The organism is Noviherbaspirillum sp., from assembly GCF_036563305.1.
GTDB lineage: Bacteria > Pseudomonadota > Gammaproteobacteria > Burkholderiales > Burkholderiaceae_D > Noviherbaspirillum.
The window spans coordinates 176748-195364 of sequence record NZ_DATCMQ010000013.1 but is presented as its reverse complement, the minus strand read 5'-3'; the positions used below and the strand labels follow the sequence as shown (position 1 = coordinate 195364).

Genomic DNA, 18617 nt, shown 5'->3' with positions numbered 1-18617 from the left:
CAGCAGCGTCAGGACCAGGGAGACGATGATCGATCCAAGGCAGCCGAGCTTGTTCGAGAAAAAGAAGAACATGGTCACTCCTGCGGGTGGGATGTCCCGGCGGCTGCGGCCGGGGTGTTGGCCTTGTCGGCCAGTTGCGCGATCAACTCCGCGTAGCGGCGGCCTTCCTGCAGTGGCGCGTGGTGTCCCGCCGCCGCGATGCCGACGAAATCCGCCCGCGGAATCAGCGCGGCCAGTTGCCTGCCTGCTTCGGGCGGCGTGAGGCGGTCCGACTCGCCCGCGGTAACCCGCGTCACGACGGGAATGCGCGCCGGCGTCGCGCTCTCGTCCCATTGCAGCATCGCGCGCAGGCCCTTGGCCAGCACCGAGGGCTTGTGCCTGAGATGGGTGCGCGCGGCGTGGTCGAGCTGGCGGCGCGTCACGGTGCCGCTGAACACCGACATCCTGTTGCCGAGGTGCGCGAGTCCGCTGGCGTAGCTCTGGACGTTCAGCAGCCACGCCAGCGGCCACAGCAGGATCGTGAGCAGAAGCAGCGGTTCCACCAGCGGCCAGCGCAACAGGCGCAGCAGGCCTGCCCCGCCGCCGCCGCGCAGCGGCGAGCGATGCGTGGCATCCATCAGCACGATGCCGTTCACCTTGCGCGTCATCAGGTCCGGATGGAGCCGGCACAAGGTCAGGACCATCATGGCGCCGATCCCGTGGCCGACCAGCGTCACCGGCCTTGCCCCGGCCTCGTCGATCACCCGGCGCAGGTCTTCAGCCAGCCGCGCCATCGAATACCCGCCGTCCACCGGCCCCCTTGATCGCCCGAGCCCGGGCAGATCCCATGACAGCAGGCGGTAGCGTTGCGACAGCGTGGCGCGCACATCCTGCCAGGCGCTGCTGTCCAGGCCCCAGTCATGGGTGAGCACGATGACGGGCGCGTCGGCGGGTCCCTCCGATTCGACATGCAGGATGCTGCCGTCGGGGGCCTGGATCTTCTTGCCGGCGGCGCGGCGCATCACCGGCGGCGCGGCATCGCCGGACGGATAGACGGCGAGCACGAGAAGGCGGCCGAACAGCGCCCACAGCAGCATCGCCGCGCCCGCCAGCAGCCAGGAAGCTCCCGCCAGGCCGCCTTGCACCCAGAGCACTAGTATGGCGACACCGCCGGCCAGCAAGGCAAGGGAAGCGAGGCCGGCCATGACGGCGAGCAGGAACGGCAGCGGCATTGCGAACATGCATCCCCCTCGTCGGCTGTTTTCGCGCGGTACCGGACGGCCGCCTGCGCGCAATCCGGGACGTTGCCCGCCTGATAAGACTAGGGGAGGACGGCCGGGTTCCTGCGACAAGGCTGCGGCTGCGCGCGGCACGCCGCCGACGTATCATGGGCACAGGCGCCGTCCTGCGCCACGTGAGCGCTGGACGGCGGTTGTTTCAAGCCGTTGCAAGGAAGGAGGGCACTCGATGGACGGACAATCCGCGGCGTTTACGGCATGCCGCCCGAAACTGCACGCCATTGCCTATCGCATGCTGGGCTCCGCTGCCGACGCCGAAGACGCGGTGCAGGATGCCTGGCTGCGCTGGAACGCCGCCGACCATGCGGCAATACATATCCCCGAGGCCTGGCTGGTGACAACCGTCACCCGACTCTGCCTGGACCGCCTGCGTCACGCCAAGCTGCAGCGCGAGGCGTACGTCGGCCCCTGGCTGCCCGAGCCGCTGGTCAGCGCGGCGGCACCCTCGCCGGAGGACGACGCGATGTTCAAGGGGGAGGTGTCGCTTGCCTTCATGCTGCTGCTCGAGCGGCTGTCGCCGGCGGAGCGGGCGGTGTTCCTGCTGCACGACGTGTTCGACCATGGTTATGCCGAGATCGCGGAAATGCTCGGCAAGACAGCGGCCGGCTGCCGCCAGACCCTGCACCGCGCGCGCGAGCGCCTGCAGGAGGGGCGGCAGCGGTACGTCCCCGATGCCGATACCCGGGTACGGCTGCTCGGCAGTTTCGTGCGCGCCGCGCAGACCGGCAACCGCAGCGACCTGGTGCAACTCTTTGCCGACGACGCGATGATGACCTCGGACGGCGGCGGCAAGGCAATCGCGGTCCTCAAGGTCCTGCATGGCGCCGACCGTCTCGCGCGGCTGTTCCATGCCATCGCCCAGACCGGTGCCCGGGAGATTCGCCACGAGCATGTGTACGTCAATGGCGAACCGGGACTGCTGCGCTTCACCGACGGCAAGCTCGACACCGCGTTCGCCTTCGACATGGACGACCGGCACATCAGGGCGGTCTATGCGATCCGTAATCCCGACAAGCTCGCGCGCATCGCCTGCGGCGACTGGTTCGGGCATTGTGTCACCAACCCCTTCGCCGGCGCGCCCCGCCGTCCCGACCTGGCGCCCGGAAGCATGGGCCGGGGCTTCGCCGGTCCAGCCCCGGTAGGGCCGGCCGCCTGACCGGTCGCAACAGCAGGCGCCGCCGTTGTTTTTCATGCGAGCCCGCGCGACGGCAACCGTGCCGGACGATGGCGGCGACAGGCAACGACTGGCAATGCACGGAAGGTGCCGATTGCCCTCGCGATCGGGCGCCAGCGGCGGCCGCCGGAGCCTGCCACCCACGCACAGGAGGTGCAACATCGAACGTCCCGTCATTTTTGCCTTGCCGGCGCCGCGCCTGCAGGCCTACGTCAGCCACTACTGGCTAAGCCGCGGCAACACGGCGCCGTTGTGCCCGGTGCTGCCTGACGGCGCGGTCGACCTTGTCTTTACGGCAGGCGTGCGCGACCCGCAGGCGGCGGTGTACGGCACCGCCACGCGTCGCACCGACATCGCCCTGGAAGCGGGGGCGCATTACCTCGGCGTCAGTTTCAGGCCGGGCCAGAGCCGGCACTTCCTCGACACGCCGGCGCGCGCGCTGACCGACGGCGCGGCGCCGGCGGACGATGTGCTGCGTTTCGATCCCGCCATGATGGCTGCCGGCTTCGCCGGCGGCAGACGGGAGGTGTTCGCGCTGCTGGACGCCATGCTGGAACGTCACTTGTCGCATTGCCCGCCGGCGCGCCTGCCGGTCGACGGCGTGATCGACGCCATCGTCGCCGCGCGCGGCCTGCTCGCGCTGCCCGACGCCTGGGCCGGCGGCTTCCGCAGCCCGCGCCAGCTGGAGCGCAGTTTCCTCGATAACGTGGGCGTGCCGGCGAAGTTCTTCGCGCAGGTGGTCCGGTTCCGCCATGCCGCCGTCCTCGTGGCCCGTTCCGCCCTGCCGCTGGCGGCGGTCGCGGCAGCATCCGGCTTCGCCGACCAGAGCCACATGACGAATGCCTTTCGGCGCTTCGCCGGGCTGCCGCCGTCCGCATGGGCCCGGACGAATGTCGTTTTCCTGCAAGACCCCAGGCAGCCCGGGGCGGAGAATCTGCTGCGTGATCAACCCCTTGCAGGAGAAGAGGAATGAAATTGTGGTCTGGCGTGGTGACGGAAAAGGTGCGGGAATCGCGCGATTTCTATGTGCGGCTGTTCGGCTGCCAGGTGGTGTACGAGGGAGAGGATGACTGGGTCGTGCTGCTTCAGCTGGGGGAGAGCGAGCTCGGTTTCATGCGGCCCGGGCTGGACACGCAGGCGCCGGTATTCCGGCCGGGGTTCCAGGGGCAGGGAATGTGGATCGCGGTCGAGGTCGCGGATGTCGACGCCGAGTACCATCGCATCCGGGAGCTGGGCGTTCCGATCGAGGCGGCGATACGCGATGAACCCTGGGGCGACCGGCATTTCGTCGTTGTCGATCCCAACGGCATCGGCGTCGACATCGTGCAGCGCAGGCAGGACGCGCCTCCCGCCTGAGCGCTCAGGAGCCGCGGCGCGGCAGCATGGCAAGGGCGAACAGCGCCACCAGGGAGAGTCCGGGAAAGACCGCGGCGGCGGCGGCGCCGATGGCCGTCCAGCCGAGAAAGCTGCGGCCTTTCATCCGATAGGCGACCGCGCCGAGCAGCAGGCCGACGGCGGCGGATTTCAGCAGGACAAGGAGGATTTCATCGGTATTCATCGGTATGCAACGCCACTGGAAAAGCAAGCGCCGAGGATACCGCAGACGACCGCGCTCCGCCGCAGGTCAGATCACCGGGAACCGAATCTGGCGCGTCTCGCTGTTCATGTTCGCCTTGACCGGCGCGCTGAACACCAGTTCGGTGACGTCCAGCGGCAGCTCGAGGCCGAGCACCACGGCGCGGTGCGTCTCACCGGGTGGAAATTCCATGGACCAGACGGCGTCGTATTCATCCTGGTGTTTCGGGTCCGGATTGTCCAGTGCCCAGGCCGTGAGCGCGCCAAGGTTGCCGCCGTAGGACTTGCCGTTCTTGTCGGTCACTTTCGAGAACAGCATGATGGTGCCCATCTCCAGCACTTCCCTGCTCTTGTTCTGCACCGAGATGTCGAGCACCACGTAGCGGTGGCCGTCCTTCGCCTTGATCAGCCCGAGCGCATCGGTTTTCGGCGTGAACGGGATCGCCCGGTGCAGCGTCATCACATAGTTCTCGGTTTCGATCATCCCGACGGCCGGCACCGAGGGCGCCGCAGCCGCTGCCGGTGCTTCCGGCGGCATCCTTTCGCAGGCGGTCAGCAGTGCCAGGCAGGCAACAAGCACGGGGATCATTTTCTTCATCATGGCTTTCGTCGCATAGGTTGTCGCGCCGGCCATTGCCCCGCGCGGCCGTGATGGTAACCCCTGGACGCGCGGCAGGACATCCCGAGAATATGGGAGATGCGCGGCGGGGAAGGGATTGCGGTCGACGATGACGCGGCGCCGCCGCGCATCGGCAGCGGGGCAATCGCATCCCCCCTGTGCGCCCGCCGCGGGCAGCAGCGATAATGACGGGTCCGACCATTCCGATTCCTGTCCATGCGCAGCCGACGCCGCATCGCCATCCCCGATAACGAGATCGAACTCACCGCCATCCGCGCGCAGGGTGCGGGCGGACAGAACGTGAACAAGGTGTCGAGCGCCATACACCTGCGCTTCGACATCCGTACTTCATCGCTGCCCGACGACGTGCGGGAACGCCTGCTTGCGCTGGACGACCAGCGCATCACGCGCGACGGCGTGCTGGTGATCAAGGCGCAGACCGAGCGCAGCCGCGAGCGCAACCGGGAGGAAGCCCTGCGTCGCCTGCAGGCGTTGATCGACAGCGTCGCGGTCGCACCGGTCAGTCGCAGGCCGACGAGTCCGACCCGCGCGGCCCGGGAAAAACGGCTGGAAGGAAAGAACCTGCGGGGACGGATAAAATCCCTGCGCGGGAAGGTGCAGGACTAGCGCCTTCCGCAGGACAGAAACGGATCCTCCCCATGCACTATTTCCCTGCCACCGACGCGCTGCCCCCCGAGCCGCCGCAACGCCCCGCCGACGAAGAATGCTGCCAGAGCGGCTGCGACCCCTGTGTATTCGACCGCTATGCCGAAGCGATGGAACAGTACCGCGCGGCCCTGCGCGCGTGGGAGGAAAGGCAGGCGCCGCGCGCCGCCGACGGCCCACCGGACGGCCCTGCAGGATCCGCTTGAGCAACAGCAAGCGTCCGCCGATACCGGCGGGTCCTGCCGCATGGCGACAGAACGAAGGCGATTGCTCCGAGTCATAGTTGTGCAGGCCTGCCGCAAGCGGGCCATCAAGAACATTCTCAGGAGATATCGACATGAAGTCCGCCCTCGACTCCCGCATCGCCACCCGTAGTCCGCGCGTCTATGAAAACGTGCCGCTGCTGGTTGGCCTCGCTGCCGGCATCGCCATGCTGGCCGGTGTCACGCTGATGCGCGGCCAGCGCAAGGAACGCCGCTACGCAGACCGCGCCATCGAACGGCGTCGTCCCGCCAACATGTTTGCCGCCGGCGTCTTCCCGAAACGCAGGGCGATCGATCGTTCCGGTGCGCGTCCTCTGTTCGAGAGAAGGCAGGGGGCATACGAGGCCTGAGCTGTTGCTTGTTTACGCGGGATCAAAGCAGCGCCCGCCACAATCGATAACATCACTGCATACGACGTCCACGCCGGCTTAGCTCAACAGGTAGAGCAGTTCAAATGTAATGAACAGGTAGGGGGTTCGAGTCCTTCAGCTGGCATCAGAAAAAGGCCTGCAGCAGACATGCTGCAGGCCTTTTTCATTGGGAGGCGGGACGCGCATGAAGCGGGATGCGGCGACAGCCGCCGCTGCTCAAGGCAAAGTCGAGGCGCTTCGCGGCCTGGATGGCGGGACGAGGAAGAATCGCCGATGGGGAATGGATCGGCGCCGCCCGACGGCGGCGCCCTTCAGGCCGAGACCGCCATCGCGCCGACGGTCAGCAGCAGGGTCGCGAGCAGCGTGGCCACCGTCAGCCACGGCCGGCGCTTCACATGGCATCCCGGGCATTCGGTGTCGTTCCAGTCGTTCTTCCGGCCGCATCCACTGCATTTGCCGATCAGTGCATATCGCATTGTCAACGCTCCCCTGCATTCCTTTTGTCGTTCGATCCGCCGGCCGCACCTGGCGCGGCGGACATCAAGAAGGCCTGCGCTCCTTCGAGGCAGGCCGCCATCGCATCGCGTCCGCTCCCCTTCAGTCCGGATGCAGCTCGCCGCCGGGGCGGCGCCCCGCGCGCATGAACGCCGCCTGCTCCAGCTCGTAGTCCGAAGCGCAATCCGAATCGCAGAACTTCTGCGCCGCCGCCACCGGCTCGTCACAGAACCAGCACGTTCCCTTGGCCGGCAGTGCCGGCGTCCGGCGGCATGCCTCGATCGCGGCCAGGCGGTTCAGCTCGATTGCTTCGGCTGCGATATCTGCTTCGTCACTCATCTCGGGTCTCCCATCCGTTTCGATACGTTTATCAGGTACCAGTTGGTACCTTTCGGAAGCAAATATATCCGCCCGAAATCGCGGCCGGTATCGGAATGTTCCGCATTTGGGTGTAGGAAAAGGGCGGGACGGGCGGCAAATTTAAGATCGCGCAAACGTCTGCGTGCGCGCGCGCCGGATCAGGTGCGACGCGGGACCATTTTCGCCAGCCGGCGGCACAGCCAGACGCCGGCCAGCATCAGCGCACAGCTCGTGCCGAAAGCAATGCGGAAGCCTGCCTTGTCGATCACGATGCCGGCGAGCGCCGGGCCGGTGAGCTGCCCGATGGCGTAGAACAGCGTGACGAAGCTCGTCGCGCGCGGCGCCTGTGCGGATGGCACCGCGTCCGCGGCGCTGGCGAGGATCGAGGTGAACATGCCGGACACGGTGCAGCCGAGGATGATGTAATGCAGCGCGAAGCCGGCATAGGTCGGCCACGCCACAGGTATCGCTGTACCGATCAGGCAGAGCGACATGGCGATGGTCAGCGCCAGCGGACGGCCGATGCGGTCCGACACCGTGCCCCAAAACGGGCCGGCAAGAATCGAGAGCACCGCCATCAGCGCCGCCAGCCGCCCTGCGTCCAGCGCGGGCAGCCCGGCATCCAGGGAGTAGCTGTACATGAAGGTGGCCTGGGCGATATAGGTCATGCCGACCACGCCGTAGAGCAGCGCGACCAGCCTGACGCGCGCATTGCGCGACACGGGCGTCGCGGGCTTCAGGTCCGCTGCCCCGCCGCCGGCGCCGGGCTGCGGACGGGGCAGGAAGGCGAAGGCCGCTGCCGACGCCGCCGCGCCCGCCACCGCAAACACCGCCCAGGCCATCCGCCAGCCCTGGGCATGCGACTGTCCCAGCCACGGCACCAGGACGCTGGCCCCGAGCAGGCCGATGCCGATTCCGCTGTTGATCCCGCCGATCACCGCCCCGCGCCGGTGCGGAAAGGACCCGGCCAGCAGCGACACCACCGGGGTGTAGGCGAACGCCGTACCGCAGCCGAGCAGCAGCATGCAAGCGGCCAGGAGCAGGTAGTGGGTGGAGAGGGCGAGGCCGACGAATCCGGCGGTGGTGAGCGTGGTGCCGATCAGGACGGCGCTGCGACCGCCCCGACGCGCGGCAAATGCGCCTGCCGCCATCACCAGGCCGAGATAGCCCAGTGCGGCGGCGGTGCCGAGGTTGCCCGACTGCTGGTAGCTGAGGCCGAGATCCTCGCGCATGAACGGCAGGATCAGGCCGAACGCCAGCCGCCCGCAGGCGACGGTGACGAAGGTCACCAGCATGCCTGCGGCGATCATCGGGAGGACGGCGGGAGGGCGCAGCGCCCTCATGGCGCCGCCGTCCGGTGCTGCGGCATCAATCCGCCTTCGCTCCCGAATCCTTCACCACCTTGGCCCACTTCGTGATCTCGCTGCGCTGGTAGGAGGCGAGTTCCTCTGCGGTGCCGCCGGCCGGCTCGAGGCCGATGTCGAGCAGCTTCTTCGACGCGTCCGGCGACTTCAGGATCTTCGTCACTTCCGCCTGGATCTTGTCGGCGACCGGCTTCGGGGTGCCCGGCGATGCATACAGCGCAAACCAGGACACGGCCTCGAATCCGGGCAGGCCGGACTCGGCGATGGTCGGGATGTCCGGCGCCGCCGGCGAGCGTTTCGCGCTGGTGACGCCGAGCGCGCGCAGCTTGCCTTCGCGGACCAGCGGCAGGCTCGACGGCATATTGTCGAACATCATGGTGACGCGGCCGCCGAGCAGGTCGGGAATCGCGCTGGCGCGTCCCTTGTACGGGATGTGCTCCATGTCGATGCCGGTCATGGTCTTGAACAGCTCGCCGGATACATGAATGGAGGTGCCGGACCCGGATGAGGCGAACGTCATCTTGCCTTCCTTCTTGCCGAGGTCGATGAATTCCTTCAGCGTCTTCGCCGGCACGTTGTTGTGCACGACCAGCATGTTGGGCGTGGTTGCCAGCAGCGTGATCGGCGTGAAGTCCTTCACCATGTCATAGGGCATCTTGGAATACAGCGCGCCGTTGATCGCATGCGTGCCGACGGTGCCGACGACCAGGTTGTAGCCGTCGCCCGGCTGCTTGGCGACGTAGTCGGCGCCGATGTTGCCGCCCGCGCCCGGCTTGTTCTCGACGATGACCGGTTGCCCCCATGCCGCCTGCAGGCGTTCGGCGAGCAGTCGGCCGAGGATGTCGGGCGCGCCGCCGGGCGTGAAGGTGACGATGATGTGGATCGGCTTGTTGGGGAAGTTCTGCGCGGCCGACTGCGCCGCCGCCGGAGCGGACAGCGTGAAGGCGGCGGCAAGCGCGGCGGCGCCGCATAGCATCTTGGTGAACATGTTCTCTCCTCGTATTCGTCTCTGCTGCAATGGCGTGCGCCGGTCTCAGTCGACCTTGGCGCCGGAGTCCTTGACCACCTTGGCCCACTTCTTCGTCTCGGCCTGGATATGCGCGGCGAACTGCTCCGGCGTATTGCCCACCGGCTCGGCGCCCTGCGCCACCAGTTTCTCCGCGACCGCGGGGCTGGACAGCGCCTTGCTGATTTCCTGCTGCAGGCGGTTGACGATGTCCTTGGGCGTATTGGCCGGCGCCAGGATGCCGAACCAGGAGCTGGCCTCATAGTTGGCGAGGTCACCGCCGGCGGAGGCGATGGTCGGCACGTTCGGCAGCGCACGCGAGGGCTTGGCGCTGGTGACGCCAAGCGCGAGCAGCTTGCCGCTCTTGATGTGCGACATGGCCGACGGCAGGTTGTCGAACATCAGGTCGGCCTGCCCGCCCAGCAGGTCGGCCAGCGCCGGGCCCGATCCGCGATAGGGGATGTGCACCATGAAGGTCCCGGTCAGGCTCTTGAACAGCTCGCCGGCGAGATGGATCGAGGTGCCGTTGCCGGACGAGGCCATGTTGAGCCGGCCTGGATTCGCGCGCAGGTATTTCAGGAAGCTCTGCACGTCCTTGATGCCGTTCTTCTCTGCCAGCGCGGTGTTGACCACCAGGACGTTCGGCACCGCCGCGACCACGGTGACCGGCGCGAAGTCCTTGACCGGATCGTACGGCAGCTTCGGATACAGGGACTGATTGATGCCGTGCGTGCCGACCGTGCCCATCAGCAGCGTGTAGCCGTCCGCGGGCGCGCGCGCGACGATCTGGGCGCCGACGTTGCCGCCCGCACCCGGGCGGTTGTCGATGATGACCTGCTGGCCGAGTGCCTTCGACAATTCGGCGCCGACGGCGCGCGCGAGGATGTCCGTCGTGCCTGCGGGCGCGAACGGTACGACGATCGTGATCGGTTTGGACGGGTAGTTCTGCGCCAGGGCGAAGGGGCTGGCGACGGTGGCGGCGGCAATGGCGCCCGCTGCCAGCATGCGGCAAATCTGCCGTCTGGTGAAATGCATGGTTGTCTCTTCCTTCAGGTTGGATGGACCAGGGCCGCGGGCTGTGCCGCCCACTTTGCCATTGTTCCGCACAGTAAAACGAAGTTCTGCACGTTGATCATAGTGTACCGCGAATTCCACGGGACAGAAGCTGCCGCCCGTCCCAGCTCTTAACATACTTCCAATGATCGTCCCGAATTTCGGTTATCGTCGCATTGCGTCCGATTGGAGAGCTCATGTACTCGCAACAACTACAACAAAAAACCTTCCTCGTCCTGCTGATCGCCGTGTCCATCGCATTCGGCTGGATCCTCTGGCCCTTCTATGGCGCCGTGTTCTGGGCGGCTGTGCTGGCGATATTGTTCATGCCGTTTCATCGGCGCGTGCTGGCGTCGCTCAAGCAGCGTCGCAACTCCGCCGCCCTTCTTACGCTGCTGGTCTGCCTGGTGATCGTGATCCTGCCGCTGTCGGCGATCACCTCCTCCCTGATCCAGGATGGCGTCGCCGTGTACCAGCGCATCCGCTCGGGCGAGATCGATTTCGGCGCGTATTTCCAGCAGGTGGTGGCCGCGATGCCGACCTGGATGTCCGGCGCGTTGCGCCGATTCGGCCTTGGCGACCTGTCGGGGCTGCAGGAGAAGCTGACGGCCGGTGCGGCCGAAGGCACCCAGATGGTTGCGAAGCAGGCCGTCAGCATCGGCCAGAACACCCTCGATTTCGTGATCAGCTTCGGCATCATGCTGTACCTGCTCTTCTTCTTCCTGCGCGACGGCACCGTGCTGGCGGCCCGCATCAAGCAGGCGATCCCGCTCACTGCCAACCACAAGCAGCAGCTGTTCAGCAAGTTCACCACGGTCATCCGTGCGACGGTCAAGGGCAACATCGTGGTCGCCGCGACGCAGGGCGCGCTCGGCGGCATCATGTTCTGGTTCCTCGGCATTCAGGGCGCGCTGCTCTGGGGCGTGGTGATGGCCTTCCTGTCGCTGCTGCCGGCCGTCGGCGCCGGGCTGATCTGGGTCCCGGTGTCGGTGTATTTCCTGTTGACTGGCGCAGTGTGGCAGGGGGGCGCCCTGATCGTGTTCGGCGTGTTCGTGATCGGCCTGGTCGACAACGTGCTGCGCCCGCTCCTGGTCGGCAAGGACACCAAGCTACCCGATTATGTGGTGCTGATTTCCACCCTGGGCGGCATGTCGCTGTTCGGCCTGAACGGATTCGTGATCGGTCCGGTGATCGCGGCCCTTTTCATCGCCGCATGGGACCTGTTCTCTTCTCCGGCCGTCCCCAAGGGCGACGTCGCCAGCTAGCGCCAGGCGTCATTCATGGCCGGCGCTGCCGGCCGAGGCGGAGACGCCGCCCGAAGAGGCCAGCGAGCTCGACTGGGCGACGAGCCGGCCGTTGGCGGTGCGCTGGCCGTCACGGAATTCGCCTTCCCATGTCGTGCCGTTGGCCCAGCTCAGCCTGCCCTGTCCGTGGCTGCGCCCGTTCGCCAGCGCGCCGACATAGACGTCACCGGTGCGAAAACGGGTAATTCCCTGGCCGTGCGGCAGGCCGTCACGGACCTCGCCCTCGTATCGGGTGCCATCCGCAAAGACCATCAAACCCTTGCCGTTCGGAACGCCATTGCGGATGTCGCCCTCATAGCGTCCGCCACTGGCGAAGACCAGGACGCCGCGACCATTCGGCAGTCCGTTCCTGACCTCGCCGTCGTAGCGATTGCCGCCGGCAAATATGATCGTCCCCTTGCCGTTCGGCTCGTTGCCCGACCATTCGCCGCTGTAGCGCTGTCCATTGCTCCAGACGAACTCGCCCTTGCCCTCCCTCGATCCGTTCACCAGACGCCCCTCGAAGCGGTCGCCGTTGGTCCACGCGACCTGGCCGACGCCTGTCAGTGCGCCGGACTCGGGATCCGTACTGAACTCACCGCTTAATGTCTGGTTCTCCGACCTGAGCGTGCGGCGCGGTGCGGATGCGACCGACTCGCCGCCGGCGGGCGCGGTGGCGCCCGGCGCGCGCGGCGCCTCCGGCGTCGCCGGAACCGCGCCGGCCGCAGCGGTGCGCGCGACCGCATCGGAACCCGTTGCACCGGTCTGCGGGGCGCCGGCGGTGCCGGATGGCGTCGCAGCCGGAGCAGGCTGTTGCTGCGTCGGGCGCGCTGCGCCGGGGGGCGTGGTCGCCGGCTCCGGCGCCGGCCGGGTCACGGATTGCCGGGCCGCGGCGAGTTTCTGGCGGGCCGCGGCGGCATTCGGACCATCAGGGAAGCGCCGCAGATAGGCTTCGTAGAAGGCGGGTTCGCCGATGGTGGAGGCGACCTGCCATTCCTCGCGCTCCGCCTCGGCCAGCCGCTCCTGCTCTTTCTCCCTTGTCTTTGCCTGCGCGGCCTCGGCGGCCGCGGCCGCGGTCGCGCCGCGCTCGCTTCCCCGGTCAGCCGGGGGAGGCGCCGGTGGTTTGACGGGTTCCTGCACTGCCTGCCGCGCAGCGGGGGCGGCAGGCGCCAATTCCGCCGCTGCGACCGGCTTCGGGACTGGCGGCGGAACCGCCTGCGCGACGACCGCCGCTTCTGCCTGCCCTTGCGGCGTTTTCTGCGACCGGGCCGCATCGTCCTGCGCCGGCTGAAGCAGTTCGGGATACCCGGCGACGACGCCGACCGCGACGCCGGCGCACAGGACGCCGGCAGCCAGCAATGCGCCGGGCAGCCTGCGCCTGCGCGGGGCGAGATCCCGCCGCGCGCCGGTGATCGCCTGCTTGCGCCATTCCCCTTGTATCGGCGGCAGCACTTCCTGCTGCAGCGGACGCTGCACGCGCGTATTGGACGCATCGGGCGGCATGGCGGAGATGGGCGACTGACGGGCAGGCCCGTGAGCCTGCCTGTCGTTGCGTATGGCGTCCCGTGCATTGTCGGCACGCTGCAGGAAACCGACGGGCATGTTCGCGCCGATCAGCGCCCGCGCTTCCGCTACCGTCGCCGGTCGCTGTTCGGGACGTATCGCGAGCATGCGGTCGATGGCGTCGAGCAGTCCGGCGCTGTAGCCGGTGCGGGCGGCTTCGCGGGCCGGCTTCAGGACGTCATCACGCAGCCGGGCCGGAGCGGGCGGCGGGTTCTTGCCCGTCACCAGGAAGTAGGCAAGCGCGCCAAGCGCATAGATGTCGGTCCACGCGCCCGGCTGCATGTCCGGCATGCCGGGGTAGAGTTCGACCGCCGCATAGCCCGCCTTGAGCGCGGCCGGGAGGGTCTGCGTCATTTCGGCGAGGATGGTGCGGGCGGCGTCGAATTCCAGCAGGAGCGGGCGTCCATCGGCACGTACCAGGATGTCGCCCGGCGAGATGTTGCCGTGGCAGGACTGGGCGCGGTGCACGGCGTCGACCCCGTCCAGCAACTGGGACAGCATCGACCGGAGCGCCATTTCGTCGGTGGGGAGGCGCCGCTCGGCATGGGCCTGCTGCAGGCTCGCGCCCTCGTAGAAGGGCATGACCGCGTAGCCGCTGCCGTTGCCTTCCCAGTAGCGCAGCACCTTCACCAGCGAGGGCGAATCGATGCGGGCCAGGACCAGGGCCTCGCTTGCAAAACTGCGCAGGCCTGCCGCAAACAATGCCTGCTGCTGTTTTCCCGCTGGATGGATCTCGCCGTCCTGCGCGCGCACCGCGATGCCGCGCGGGAGGTATTCCCGGAGTGCGACGTGGCGGCCGAGCGAAGCGTCGAAGGCCAGGTAGACGTAGCCGGCGGCGCCATCGCCGATCAGGTCGACAATCGCGAATTGGCCGATCCGTGCGCCTGCCGGAAGCGACTGCCCCTGACCGGTGCGGCGGCTGTCGCCGGGCAGCGGGACACTGCTGTTGCCGGCGGCCTGGTTCATGTCTTCGTGCATAACGGTCACTCTTCTGGGTGGGTGCAAGCGGAGCGGCCCTGCCGGTGCGCGCCACCGTGTGGCGCCCGATTCTCGATCGGCGTTCCTCCGCGGTCCGACGTGCGGCGGACCGGCTGTAGCGCTTGCAGATGGACGCTCCCAGCATAGCCGGGGTCGATATGGGAATGTCGACTTTGCGCAAACATGCTGCCTAACGCAGCGGGCGCGCCACATCACGGCGCGGGCGCAAGGATGCAACGGTATGTAAGTGAAGTAGCGCAAACTTCACGCGCTACGTAAGGGACGAGGCAGGCGTCACCATGCCGGCGTGCCGCCGTGACCGAAGCATGACCCCGGTCACCGGCAGCCGCGGCCTCCTACAGGAGGCGGTTGAACCACAACATGGAAAGCATCGCGGCCAGCAAGGCCAGCACTGCGCCCACCGCGGAGAAGACGGCGCTGATTTCCGTCTCCCTTGTCTCCAGCGTGAGCCTGGAGTTCAGCGTCTTGTAGACCTTCAGCAGGTCCGGTGTGTTTCCGGCATAAAAATATTGGGCGCGGGTCGCCGTCGCGATCTTCTTCAGCGGATCCTCGTCGAGCTTCACATGCATCGACCAGCCGTCGCCCACCACGACCTGACCGTCCGGCGTACCGATGCCGACGGTGAACACGCGCACGCCGCGCTCGGCAGCCATTGCCGACGCCTCGACCGGGTCGGGGCCGGTCGTGGTCTGGCCGTCGGTGAGCAGGATGATGGCCGCGGAATTGTACGAGCCGGGTGCAACGGGATTGAACTCCGGCTTCTGCTCGGCACGGGATTCGCCGAGCGGGCGCGCTTCGGACATGCGTGATTCTCGGGGGCGCGGATCGTCGGAAGTGAGGTTGAACTCTATCTCCGGAAAGATCGCCTTCAGGGATACCAGGAGGCCGCTGCCGACCGCCGTGCCCCGTTGCAGCTGCATCCTGTTCACCGCGGACAGTACGTCTTCCCGGTTCAGCGTCGGGGCCTGAACCATGCTCGCGGTGCCGGCGAACGAGACGACACCGATGCGGGTCTGGCTCGGCACCTGTTCGACGAAGGCCCGCACCGCCGCCTGCGCTGCCGCGAGGCGATTGGGGGCCACGTCGGTGGCGCGCATGCTGCCCGAGACGTCGACGGCAAGGATGATGGTCTTGTGTTGCGAGGGCAGCGTGATGACCGCGGCAGGACGCGCCATCGCCAGCAGCAGGGCGATGAGGGCAAGCAGGAACAGCAGCGGCGGCAGGTGGCGCCGCATCCCCTGCGACGCTCCCATCGCCTCCCTGACGACCGCCAGCCCGGCGTAGCGCACCGCCTGCTTCTTGCGCCGTCGCAGCAGCAGGACATAAGCGCCAACCAGTACCGGCACGGCCAGCAGCAGCCACAACAGTTCGGGCCAGTAGAAAGTCATCGTACCCTCTGTCTCATCGATAGGCGTGGTCCGGCGCACGCGCCCTGCAGGCGCCGGCGGAAAGCCGCGCGCGCTCCCGGCGCAGGTCGGAGAACCGCAGCAGGGCGTCGGCCACGTCGTCTTCAGTGGAAAGTTCCAGCACGTCCACGCCGGCATCCGAGAATGCGTCGAGCAGTTCGTCTTCGCGCCGCTGCGCAATCTCGGCGAAGCGCCTGCGGAACGCGCCGTCATTGGTGTCGACCAGCAGCTGTTCGCCGGTCTCCGGATCCTGCAGTGTCAGGAGACCGAGGTCGGGCAGCGCCATCTCGAGCGGGTCGTACAGCCGCAGCGCGATCACCTCGTGGCGTTGCGCCAGCAGCGCCAGCGGCTTTTCCCATCCGGGCTGCGTGATGAAGTCGGACACCACGAAGACCAGCGAGCGGCGGCGCATGACCTGACCGGCAGTCTGCAGCAGGTCGTGCAGATCGGTCGCGCGGGAATGAGCGGCCGGCTTGTGTGCCTGCATGCGGTGCAGCAGGTGCAGCACATGCCTGCGCCCGGTGGTCGCCGGGATCACCGTGTCGACGTTGCTGCCGTAGAACAGCGCGCCGACCCGGTTGCCGCAGCGGCTGAGCAGGCTGGCCATCACTGCGACCGCCTCGATCGCCTGCCGGCGCTTGCTGACGTGGCCGGAGGCGAAATCCTCGGACGGGCTGAGGTCGAGCAGGAACCAGGAGGTGAGCTCGCGCTCCTCGTAGTATTCGCGGACATACGGGGTCTGCATGCGCGCGGTGACGTTCCAGTCGATATGGCGCACGTCGTCGTGGTACTGGTACTCGCGCAGGTCGGCGAGGTCGAGGCCGAGGCCGCGGAACAGGGTGTGGTAGTCGCCGTGCAGCAGGCCGTCCAGCCGCCGCAGCACGGTCATTTCCAGGCGCCGGAGCAGCGCGTCAGGCGTTTGCATCGAGTTTGACATGGGTTTCAAGCATCCTTTCCGGTGCCGGGATGTGCTTCATGATGCGGTGGATGATCTGGTCCGGGGTGACCGCGTCCGCCATCGCCTCGTAGGTGAGCGAAAGCCGGTGCCGCAGCACGTCCGGCACGATGTCGGTCACGTCCTCCGGCCGCACGTGGTTGCGTCCGCGCAGCAGGGCCAGCGCTCTCGCGCCTTCCACCAGGTGGATGGAGGCACGCGGGCTGGCTCCCGCCTGCAGGTACTTCGCGATGTTCGGGACCCGGTACTGGTCCGGCTTGCGGGTCGCCGCCACCAGCCGCACCGCGTAGTGCACCAGCGCCGGGTCGACGTAGCAGGCGCGGCACTGCTTCTGCAGCTGCACCAGCTGCTCGGTGCTGGTGACTGCCGCCACCTCCGGCATGTCGCTCGTGACCCGGTTGACGATCACGAATTCCTCTTCCTCGGTCGGGTAGTCGACCAGCACCTTCATCATGAAGCGGTCGACCTGCGCCTCGGGCAAGGGATAGGTGCCCTCGGTCTCGATCGGGTTCTGCGTGGCCATCACGAGGAAGGGCGCGGGCAGCTTGTGGGTGATGCCGGCAATGGTGACCTGGCGTTCCTGCATCACCTCCAGCAGGGCGCTCTGTACCTTGGCCGGCGCGCGGTTGATCTCGTCCGCCAGCAGCAGGTTGGAGAACACCGGGCCCAGCGAGATCGAGAAGTCGCCGGTTTTCTGGCTGTAGATCCTGGTGCCGACCAGATCGGCCGGCACCAGGTCCGGGGTGAACTGGATGCGGTGGAAGGAGCCGCGCACCGTCGAGGCGAGCGTCTTCACGGTCAGCGTCTTGGCGAGGCCGGGCACGCCTTCGACCAGCAGGTGGCCGCCGGCGAGGATGGCCACCAGCACCCGCTCGAGAAAATGATCCTGGCCGACCACCACCCGTTTCACCTCATACAGCACCTGTTCCATCCTCATCGATACTTCGGTGCTGTCCTTGTTTCGTTCTTCCATGCGTCGTTCCCGGTTGATTGGTCAGAAGGGGGATTCGCCGGCGGCAGCCGCGGCGGCCTCGATAGGCACGGCAAAGCCGATGCCGACGAACGTGCTTTGGTCGTTCGGGTTCAGGATCGCCGTGACGATGCCGACCACCTGGCCGTCCATCGTCACCAGCGGGCCGCCGGAATTGCCCGGGTTGGCGGCGGCGTCGAACTGGATCAGGTTGGCGAGAACCCGTTCGCCTTCCTGCGAGAGGTAGTTGCGGCGCAACCCGGAGATGATGCCGGACGAGACCGAAGGCCCGATGTTGAATGGAAAGCCGACCGCGATCACCTTGTCGCCAACGCCCAGGCCCTGCGTCGAACGCAGTGTGGCCGGCACCAGGTCGTCGGGAATGTTCCGGGCCTGCAGCACCGCAAGGTCGTTCTCGGGCTGCTCGTTGATCACCTGTGCCTCCGATTCCATCCCGTTGGCGAATTGCACCTGGATGCGCGGCGCCCCGGCGACGACGTGCAGGTTGGTGAGGATGATGCCCTTGTCCACCACCACCACGCCGGTGCCGACGCCGCGCGGCCGGTGCTTCACGTCCTTGTCGTCGGCGCCGTACTGCGTCACGCGGACGACGGACGGCGCGATGCGGGCGAACGCGCGCGCTTCCTCCGAGGGGAACACGTTGTTGGAAAGCGTGTGCTTCACCGCGGCGTCGATGTCCCGCTGCGTCAGCGCGCGATGCGCCGGACGGGTTGCTTCCCAGGCGCCGAACAGGGCGGTGCAGAGAAGCACCGAGCAAAGCACCAGCCACATCCGCTCGTGCCGGCGCAGGAAGCCGCGCAGGCGCGAGGTGCCCCGGGCCGGAGCGGTGGGGGCCTCTGCCTGCGCCGCGTCGGGCTGCGCAGGCGCGGGCGGGGGAGTCGTCGCTTCGGCGGCCTGACTGGCTTCAGCCGGCGCGGACGGCGCCGCGCTCTTGCGGCCTGACTTGCTGTAGACAGGAATTCTCTTCATCTGGTGTCCATCGCGTGATGTCACCTTCTCCGGAGTGTGCAGCGAGGTGCTGCTTCGTCGTGTTTCCTGCATCCGACTCTATACCGGGTCACGCGTGTGTGCTTGTTGCAGCACAAGGAAGAAGGCAGGCATTCAAAAGCTTAGTCAGCGGACATGAATGAAAGTGCAACCCCGTTGACGCTTTTTGTCAGGCCCTTGATGCAGCGCAGTAGCAGTAGCAGGGCGGTG

Annotated in this window: 20 protein-coding genes and 1 tRNA gene; 8 read left to right on the top strand and 13 right to left on the bottom strand. The window is 67.5% G+C overall.

The genetic code is table 11. The features are described 5' to 3' along the window. Positions 1–74: 74 nt before the first annotated feature. Positions 75–1220 carry an alpha/beta hydrolase gene (locus VIM12_RS11370; protein ID WP_331941745.1) on the bottom strand — a complete coding sequence of 382 codons (1146 nt, stop codon included), beginning with the start codon at positions 1218–1220 and terminating at the stop codon, positions 75–77. 226 nt (positions 1221–1446) lie between these two features. Between VIM12_RS11370 and VIM12_RS11365 the strand changes: the two genes are divergently transcribed. From VIM12_RS11365 to VIM12_RS11355, 3 genes are all read left to right on the top strand, one after another. Next, positions 1447–2433 carry an RNA polymerase sigma-70 factor gene (locus VIM12_RS11365; RefSeq protein ID WP_331941744.1) on the top strand — a complete coding sequence of 329 codons (987 nt, stop codon included), beginning with the start codon at positions 1447–1449 and terminating at the stop codon, positions 2431–2433. A gap of 202 nt (positions 2434–2635) precedes the next feature. Continuing rightward, positions 2636–3424 (top strand): helix-turn-helix domain-containing protein, encoded by a 789-nt coding sequence (locus VIM12_RS11360; RefSeq protein WP_331941743.1) that lies wholly within the window; start codon positions 2636–2638, stop codon positions 3422–3424. Next, positions 3421–3807, top strand: coding sequence for a VOC family protein (locus VIM12_RS11355; RefSeq protein ID WP_331941742.1), 387 nt, complete (start codon positions 3421–3423; stop codon positions 3805–3807). The genes VIM12_RS11360 and VIM12_RS11355 overlap by 4 nt, the downstream gene beginning before the upstream one ends. Positions 3808–3811: 4 nt before the next feature. Here VIM12_RS11355 and VIM12_RS11350 read toward each other — a convergent pair whose 3' ends face one another. Both VIM12_RS11350 and VIM12_RS11345 read right to left on the bottom strand, forming a co-directional pair. After that, the gene (locus tag VIM12_RS11350; RefSeq protein ID WP_331941741.1) at positions 3812–4009 is read right to left on the bottom strand and encodes a hypothetical protein; all 198 of its coding nucleotides are present in this window, start codon (positions 4007–4009) and stop codon (positions 3812–3814) included. A gap of 66 nt (positions 4010–4075) precedes the next feature. Further along, complete coding sequence (locus VIM12_RS11345; protein ID WP_331941740.1) at positions 4076–4627, bottom strand: hypothetical protein; 552 nt, start codon at positions 4625–4627, stop codon at positions 4076–4078. A 234-nt stretch (positions 4628–4861) separates the two neighbouring features. Between VIM12_RS11345 and arfB the strand changes: the two genes are divergently transcribed. From arfB to VIM12_RS11325, 4 genes are all read left to right on the top strand, one after another. Beyond that, on the top strand, positions 4862–5272 hold the full coding sequence (gene arfB, locus VIM12_RS11340; protein WP_331941739.1) for an alternative ribosome rescue aminoacyl-tRNA hydrolase ArfB: 411 nt from the start codon (positions 4862–4864) through the stop codon (positions 5270–5272). A gap of 32 nt (positions 5273–5304) precedes the next feature. Further along, complete coding sequence (locus VIM12_RS11335) at positions 5305–5517, top strand: oxidoreductase-like domain-containing protein (RefSeq protein WP_331941738.1); 213 nt, start codon at positions 5305–5307, stop codon at positions 5515–5517. Between the two features lie 131 nt (positions 5518–5648). Then, on the top strand, positions 5649–5924 hold the full coding sequence (locus tag VIM12_RS11330) for a hypothetical protein (protein WP_331941737.1): 276 nt from the start codon (positions 5649–5651) through the stop codon (positions 5922–5924). Between the two features lie 72 nt (positions 5925–5996). Beyond that, positions 5997–6069, top strand: a tRNA-Thr gene (locus VIM12_RS11325). A 187-nt stretch (positions 6070–6256) separates the two neighbouring features. Here the strand turns inward: VIM12_RS11325 and VIM12_RS11320 are convergent. From VIM12_RS11320 to VIM12_RS11300, 5 genes are all read right to left on the bottom strand, one after another. Then, on the bottom strand, positions 6257–6421 hold the full coding sequence (locus VIM12_RS11320) for a hypothetical protein (protein WP_331941736.1): 165 nt from the start codon (positions 6419–6421) through the stop codon (positions 6257–6259). A gap of 121 nt (positions 6422–6542) precedes the next feature. Further along, positions 6543–6779 carry a hypothetical protein gene (locus VIM12_RS11315; RefSeq protein ID WP_331941735.1) on the bottom strand — a complete coding sequence of 79 codons (237 nt, stop codon included), beginning with the start codon at positions 6777–6779 and terminating at the stop codon, positions 6543–6545. 179 nt (positions 6780–6958) lie between these two features. Next, positions 6959–8143: an MFS transporter gene (locus VIM12_RS11310; RefSeq protein ID WP_331941734.1), complete on the bottom strand. Its 1185-nt coding sequence runs from the start codon at positions 8141–8143 to the stop codon at positions 6959–6961. A 25-nt stretch (positions 8144–8168) separates the two neighbouring features. Then, positions 8169–9152: a tripartite tricarboxylate transporter substrate binding protein gene (locus VIM12_RS11305; RefSeq protein ID WP_331941733.1), complete on the bottom strand. Its 984-nt coding sequence runs from the start codon at positions 9150–9152 to the stop codon at positions 8169–8171. Between the two features lie 45 nt (positions 9153–9197). Beyond that, positions 9198–10205 carry a tripartite tricarboxylate transporter substrate binding protein gene (locus tag VIM12_RS11300; protein WP_331941732.1) on the bottom strand — a complete coding sequence of 336 codons (1008 nt, stop codon included), beginning with the start codon at positions 10203–10205 and terminating at the stop codon, positions 9198–9200. A gap of 215 nt (positions 10206–10420) precedes the next feature. Between VIM12_RS11300 and VIM12_RS11295 the strand changes: the two genes are divergently transcribed. Continuing rightward, positions 10421–11488: an AI-2E family transporter gene (locus tag VIM12_RS11295; RefSeq protein WP_331941731.1), complete on the top strand. Its 1068-nt coding sequence runs from the start codon at positions 10421–10423 to the stop codon at positions 11486–11488. A gap of 9 nt (positions 11489–11497) precedes the next feature. Here the strand turns inward: VIM12_RS11295 and VIM12_RS11290 are convergent, their stop codons facing one another. The 5 genes from VIM12_RS11290 to VIM12_RS11270 all read right to left on the bottom strand — a co-directional run bounded on the left by VIM12_RS11290 (position 11498) and on the right by VIM12_RS11270 (position 18389). After that, positions 11498–14035, bottom strand: a complete 2538-nt coding sequence (locus VIM12_RS11290; protein WP_331941730.1) for a protein kinase domain-containing protein — start codon at positions 14033–14035, stop codon at positions 11498–11500. Between the two features lie 368 nt (positions 14036–14403). Further along, the gene (locus tag VIM12_RS11285; RefSeq protein ID WP_331941729.1) at positions 14404–15456 is read right to left on the bottom strand and encodes a VWA domain-containing protein; all 1053 of its coding nucleotides are present in this window, start codon (positions 15454–15456) and stop codon (positions 14404–14406) included. A 13-nt stretch (positions 15457–15469) separates the two neighbouring features. Then, positions 15470–16399, bottom strand: a complete 930-nt coding sequence (locus tag VIM12_RS11280) for a DUF58 domain-containing protein (RefSeq protein WP_331941728.1) — start codon at positions 16397–16399, stop codon at positions 15470–15472. Next, entirely contained in the window at positions 16386–17402 is a 1017-nt protein-coding gene (locus VIM12_RS11275; protein ID WP_331941727.1) for a MoxR family ATPase, read from the bottom strand. The genes VIM12_RS11280 and VIM12_RS11275 overlap by 14 nt, the downstream gene beginning before the upstream one ends. A 21-nt stretch (positions 17403–17423) precedes the next feature. Further along, positions 17424–18389 (bottom strand): S1C family serine protease, encoded by a 966-nt coding sequence (locus tag VIM12_RS11270; RefSeq protein ID WP_331941726.1) that lies wholly within the window; start codon positions 18387–18389, stop codon positions 17424–17426. Positions 18390–18617 lie beyond the last annotated feature (228 nt).

Coding starts and splice junctions, on each gene's coding strand:
- VIM12_RS11365 (WP_331941744.1), top strand. CDS start 1,447: ATGGACGGACAATCCGCGGCGTTTACGGCATGCCGCCCGAAACTGCAC.
- VIM12_RS11370 (WP_331941745.1), bottom strand. CDS start 1,220: ATGTTCGCAATGCCGCTGCCGTTCCTGCTCGCCGTCATGGCCGGCCTC.
- VIM12_RS11310 (WP_331941734.1), bottom strand. CDS start 8,143: ATGAGGGCGCTGCGCCCTCCCGCCGTCCTCCCGATGATCGCCGCAGGC.
- arfB (WP_331941739.1), top strand. CDS start 4,862: ATGCGCAGCCGACGCCGCATCGCCATCCCCGATAACGAGATCGAACTC.
- VIM12_RS11295 (WP_331941731.1), top strand. CDS start 10,421: ATGTACTCGCAACAACTACAACAAAAAACCTTCCTCGTCCTGCTGATC.
- VIM12_RS11305 (WP_331941733.1), bottom strand. CDS start 9,152: ATGTTCACCAAGATGCTATGCGGCGCCGCCGCGCTTGCCGCCGCCTTC.
- VIM12_RS11350 (WP_331941741.1), bottom strand. CDS start 4,009: ATGAATACCGATGAAATCCTCCTTGTCCTGCTGAAATCCGCCGCCGTC.
- VIM12_RS11285 (WP_331941729.1), bottom strand. CDS start 15,456: ATGACTTTCTACTGGCCCGAACTGTTGTGGCTGCTGCTGGCCGTGCCG.
- VIM12_RS11300 (WP_331941732.1), bottom strand. CDS start 10,205: ATGCATTTCACCAGACGGCAGATTTGCCGCATGCTGGCAGCGGGCGCC.
- VIM12_RS11315 (WP_331941735.1), bottom strand. CDS start 6,779: ATGAGTGACGAAGCAGATATCGCAGCCGAAGCAATCGAGCTGAACCGC.
- VIM12_RS11270 (WP_331941726.1), bottom strand. CDS start 18,389: ATGAAGAGAATTCCTGTCTACAGCAAGTCAGGCCGCAAGAGCGCGGCG.
- VIM12_RS11280 (WP_331941728.1), bottom strand. CDS start 16,399: ATGCAAACGCCTGACGCGCTGCTCCGGCGCCTGGAAATGACCGTGCTG.
- VIM12_RS11345 (WP_331941740.1), bottom strand. CDS start 4,627: ATGATGAAGAAAATGATCCCCGTGCTTGTTGCCTGCCTGGCACTGCTG.
- VIM12_RS11330 (WP_331941737.1), top strand. CDS start 5,649: ATGAAGTCCGCCCTCGACTCCCGCATCGCCACCCGTAGTCCGCGCGTC.
- VIM12_RS11320 (WP_331941736.1), bottom strand. CDS start 6,421: ATGCGATATGCACTGATCGGCAAATGCAGTGGATGCGGCCGGAAGAAC.
- VIM12_RS11290 (WP_331941730.1), bottom strand. CDS start 14,035: ATGAACCAGGCCGCCGGCAACAGCAGTGTCCCGCTGCCCGGCGACAGC.
- VIM12_RS11335 (WP_331941738.1), top strand. CDS start 5,305: ATGCACTATTTCCCTGCCACCGACGCGCTGCCCCCCGAGCCGCCGCAA.
- VIM12_RS11275 (WP_331941727.1), bottom strand. CDS start 17,402: ATGGAAGAACGAAACAAGGACAGCACCGAAGTATCGATGAGGATGGAA.
- VIM12_RS11355 (WP_331941742.1), top strand. CDS start 3,421: ATGAAATTGTGGTCTGGCGTGGTGACGGAAAAGGTGCGGGAATCGCGC.